The sequence below is a fragment of the Chryseobacterium sp. MHB01 genome, from assembly GCF_034651565.1.
GTDB lineage: Bacteria > Bacteroidota > Bacteroidia > Flavobacteriales > Weeksellaceae > Chryseobacterium > Chryseobacterium nepalense.
This window is the reverse complement of sequence record NZ_JAYEDA010000034.1, coordinates 1-3,842: the sequence shown is the minus strand read 5'-3', so window position 1 is coordinate 3,842 and position 3,842 is coordinate 1. Positions and strand designations below refer to the sequence as shown.

General features: G+C 38.4%; 4 protein-coding genes and 1 pseudogene. 2 read left to right on the top strand and 3 right to left on the bottom strand.

The features are described 5' to 3' along the window. Positions 1-118, top strand: a pseudogene (locus U9K52_RS21415) (alpha/beta hydrolase); the annotation flags it as partial. Positions 119-248: 130 nt separating this feature from the next. On the opposite strand, the gene U9K52_RS21070 reads toward U9K52_RS21415, so the two are convergent. From U9K52_RS21070 to U9K52_RS21060, 3 genes are read right to left on the bottom strand one after another with little or no spacing between them, the layout of a single operon-like run. After that, a complete protein-coding gene (locus tag U9K52_RS21070) occupies positions 249-1,160 on the bottom strand; it encodes a helix-turn-helix transcriptional regulator (protein WP_322928000.1) in 912 nt (303 codons plus the stop codon). A 34-nt stretch (positions 1,161-1,194) separates the two neighbouring features. Continuing rightward, on the bottom strand, positions 1,195-1,932 hold the full coding sequence (locus U9K52_RS21065) for an SDR family oxidoreductase (protein ID WP_322927999.1): 738 nt from the start codon (positions 1,930-1,932) through the stop codon (positions 1,195-1,197). A 12-nt stretch (positions 1,933-1,944) separates the two neighbouring features. Beyond that, positions 1,945-2,847, bottom strand: coding sequence for an NAD(P)H-binding protein (locus U9K52_RS21060; RefSeq protein WP_322927998.1), 903 nt, complete (start codon positions 2,845-2,847; stop codon positions 1,945-1,947). Positions 2,848-3,259: 412 nt separating this feature from the next. Here U9K52_RS21060 and U9K52_RS21055 point away from each other — a divergent pair, with 412 nt between their 5' ends. Next, positions 3,260-3,802, top strand: coding sequence for a peptidoglycan-binding protein LysM (locus tag U9K52_RS21055; RefSeq protein ID WP_248392683.1), 543 nt, complete (start codon positions 3,260-3,262; stop codon positions 3,800-3,802). Positions 3,803-3,842 lie beyond the last annotated feature (40 nt).

The window sequence follows — 3,842 nt, the reverse complement described above, 5'->3', positions numbered from 1 at the left end:
ATCCATTAAATTATTAAAGAACGGTAAACTGATCACCTATCCAGGTTTCCCTCACGGAATGCCAACTACCGAGCATGAAACCATTAACAAAGATCTTTTAGCGTTTATTGAAGAGTAATAAACGATTATATATAAAGGTGAATCATGTTGATCCACCTTTTTTAATTTATATAAGACAATGATGATGAACCGACCGTCAGATTACGAAGACATAAAACAAATGGTTGATAAATACAATTGCTGACGGTCTAATTAAATGATTGCCTGAACTCCAAAGGAGTCTGATTGGTTTTACTCTTGAATAATCTGGTGAAGGACTGCGGATACTCAAATCCCATATGGTAGGCAATTTCAGATACCGACAGATCCGTGGTGGATAATATTTTCTTTGCGGTTTCAATGAATCTGTTGTGGATATGCTGCTGTGTATTGAATCCGGTTAAAGAACGTAACATGTCACTCAGGTAATTTGCGGATACGTTTAGCTGATCAGCAAGATCCTGCACCGTTGGCATTCCGTTCTGCAGCTCTTCATCGGTATTAAAATAAACGTCAAGAACTTTTTCAAACTTATCAATGAGGCGGTCATTAACTGCCTTATACGTAATAAACTGACGTTTGTAATACCTACTGCTGTAATTCAGAAGAAGTTCGATCTGAGAGACAACCAAATCCTGACTCACATCGTCTGTTCTGTTATTAAGCTCCTCCTCAATAATCTTAAATACTGAAAATAAGGTCTCTTTTTCTTTTTCTGATACATGCAGCGCTTCATCCGTTGCATAGGAAAAGAATCCGTATTGCCTGATTTTTTTTGCCAATGGATAGGAAAGCAGAAAATCAGGATGAAGCAGGATCAGGAAGCCTTTGCTCTTATTATTCTTAGGTTTTTCAAAGAGCTGTCCCGGAGCTGTAAATACCAGACCACCTTCACCAAAATCATAATGATGCTGGCCATATTTGGCACTTCCGATCGTATCCTTATAGGCAATCTTGTAAAAATCCAATATCAGATTTTCCGATAGCTCCTCAACAGGTAGGGTCATATCTTCCAGACGGATGAAACTGACCAGTGGATGCTCAGGTTTAGGAACTCCGAACATCTTATGAAATTCAGTTAACGAGTGAAATTTATGAAAATGATTTGGGTTGCTTTTCATTTGTTTGATTGGTTCTGTAAAAATAGTGAATTAATTACCATGGTGTTTCCCCGGTTTCGGGATTATATTCTTCGCTGATGAATTTTCCGGTAGGCCCGTCCTGCCCGATCATGGCATATTTTGCAATTCTTTTTCCGCCTTCTTCCACAGTTCCTGTGCCGCGGTGATTATTAAAATCCGTAGCGACAAATCCCGGACAGACTGCATTAACTTTAAATGGGGTATCACGGAGCTCATAGGCAAGGTTGATGGTATACATATTCATGGCGGCTTTTGAAGCGGTATACACCGCTGCTTTATGACTGTAGTAGATCCAGTCGGGATCAGAATGTAACGTGAGGGAACAGCCGCTTGAAGAAACATTGACGATTCTCGGCTCCTCCGATTTTCTAAGAAGATCCATAAATGTCTGGGTCATTCTTATAACACCGTACAGATTGGTATCCAGTACTTTTTGAAAAGACTCAACCGGCGCTTCCAAAGCTGCCTGCGGCATTCCTCCGTTTATTCCGGCGTTGTTGATCAGCACATCCAATACATCGGTTTTGCTTCTGACCGCTGATTTTGCTTTTTCCACTGAAACGGCGTCGGTTACATCCAATTGAATGGCTTCCGTATGCGCGAAACCTGCTTTTTTCAGTTGTTCCACTGCAGATTCTCCGTTATCAATATCACGGCTTCCTATAAAGACAAAATATCCGTTTTCTAAAAGTTGTTTAGCGGTCTCAAAGCCTATTCCTTTGTTGGCTCCTGTTATTAATGCTGTTTTCATTTTAATTTATATTTATATTTTATATTTCTGAGCAAATTCTTTTGTAAAATCTTCAAACTTCACTTTTCCGAAGGTGGGTTTATTGGCATAAAAATCCTCATACAGGCTACCGTCTGCCTGTGCTCTTTGCATGGCAACCATTCCTTTGGCAATCCATTCATTAATGCCCGCAGACAGCATTTGATGCAATAATTCTTCACTTGAAACTACCTTCCATTCCAAATCCGGATTCCCAATCGATTGTCCTAATGCCACGGTAATTTCATCAGGAGAAACCTCATCACTGGCGATATAATGTACTGTTCTGCCGCTGAACGGTTCTTCCATCTCGCCTGCAACGGTCGCAGCAATATCATAAGGTGAAACCCAGGGTTCTTTGCGCGATCCTCCATAGCTTTGAATAATTTTACCCTGAGATTGTATTGCCGGAAGCCAGCGGTAGATATTGCTGAAAAATCCCACGGGACGCATAAATTTTATGGAAACCTCTTCAGGAAGAGTCTGTAAAATCTGCTCAACATGATAGTGAACCAAAAGACTTCCGGTGCCTTGATCCGAATGTGCCCCGATACTGCTTAAATGAATGATTTTCCTGATTCCTGACTGTTGAACGGCTTTTACATAGTTCCGAGCTGTTTTTTTAAATTCAGCCAGAAAATCGATTTCCTGATCAAAAAGACTTCCCATACCTTCCCATGCTTCCATTAAGTAGACCGCATCAGCATTTTTAAAAGTTTCTGTTAAAAATTCCACATCCTGTATGCTTCCTATGGCTGCTACAGCACCTAAATTTTCTATTTCAGGTATTCTTTCCTTTCTGCGGCTGATCACCGTAACCTGATGTCCTGCCCCAACCAATAATTGGGTAAGCGGATTTCCTATGTTCCCTAGAGAACCTGTTAATACTATTTTCATTGTCATATTTTATAAGTACAAAATTGCAATGATAAATACGATTAGAATTAACAAAATCCTGGTAACACTTAACCAAATACAACTCTTCAGTCTAAAGCAGCCGGAATATAAAATAGTATTTCTGTGGCTGTACCACAGTATGGTATATAAATGTATCAACAAGTTTCATCATTATCCTGTGTTTTGTAAAAAAATCTACATTTATTTATCATTTGAAAGTGAAATATGATAGTGATAATATCCCGATTCAAAAGAAAATATGCTTAACGAACAGAATTACAATCAGTTAAAAATAACAATAATGGTTTGGTTATGTCAAATAATGTTATTAGATTTGATTTTAATGACATTTGTCAGTATAATTATATTGAATGGCATCATTTTATTAGAGTTCCATTAAATTTATTCTATCATGAAAAAACAATTTGTTATCGCTGCGTTGTCTTGGGGAGCAATCGTTTTAGGAAGCAACCAAGTTCTGGCACAAAATTCTGATCAGGTTAATACCTCCGTCAACATTAATTTAGCCGATGTTATTTCAATGGACGTAGGAAGTGTTGCTTCAGGAGGCACTGTGGATTTTAATTATGTGAATACAACAGATTATAATTCTTCAAAAAATGTGACGGTGCCCAATAGCTTAGTCATTATTTCTTCCAAGAATTTCGATGTAAAAGTAAAATCTGAGGGCGCAAACTTTGTAAGTGGCGCAAATGTAATTCCGGTAGACGTATTACAGGTAAAAGCAATAGCGGGCGGAAGTTTAACGGGAACCCTGAATGAGGTTACCTTATCCACAAACGATCAGGTTCTGGTAAGCAACGCAAGTTTAGGGGCAAAACAATCTTTAAATATTGCCTATTCTATTTCGGCAGAAAAAGCATCAAAGGTACTTCTGGGAAAGCCTAAAGGAACTTACATGCAAAAAATAATTTATACTGCCACTGCATTGTAATTAAAACAAACAATAATTTATATATGCCCTCAACATTTTG

Bases quoted from the DNA above. Each gene is read 5' to 3' on its own strand.
- U9K52_RS21055 (WP_248392683.1), top strand. From the start codon at position 3,260: ATGAAAAAACAATTTGTTATCGCTGCGTTGTCTTGGGGAGCAATCGTT.
- U9K52_RS21060 (WP_322927998.1), bottom strand. From the start codon at position 2,847: ATGAAAATAGTATTAACAGGTTCTCTAGGGAACATAGGAAATCCGCTT.
- U9K52_RS21065 (WP_322927999.1), bottom strand. From the start codon at position 1,932: ATGAAAACAGCATTAATAACAGGAGCCAACAAAGGAATAGGCTTTGAG.
- U9K52_RS21070 (WP_322928000.1), bottom strand. From the start codon at position 1,160: ATGAAAAGCAACCCAAATCATTTTCATAAATTTCACTCGTTAACTGAA.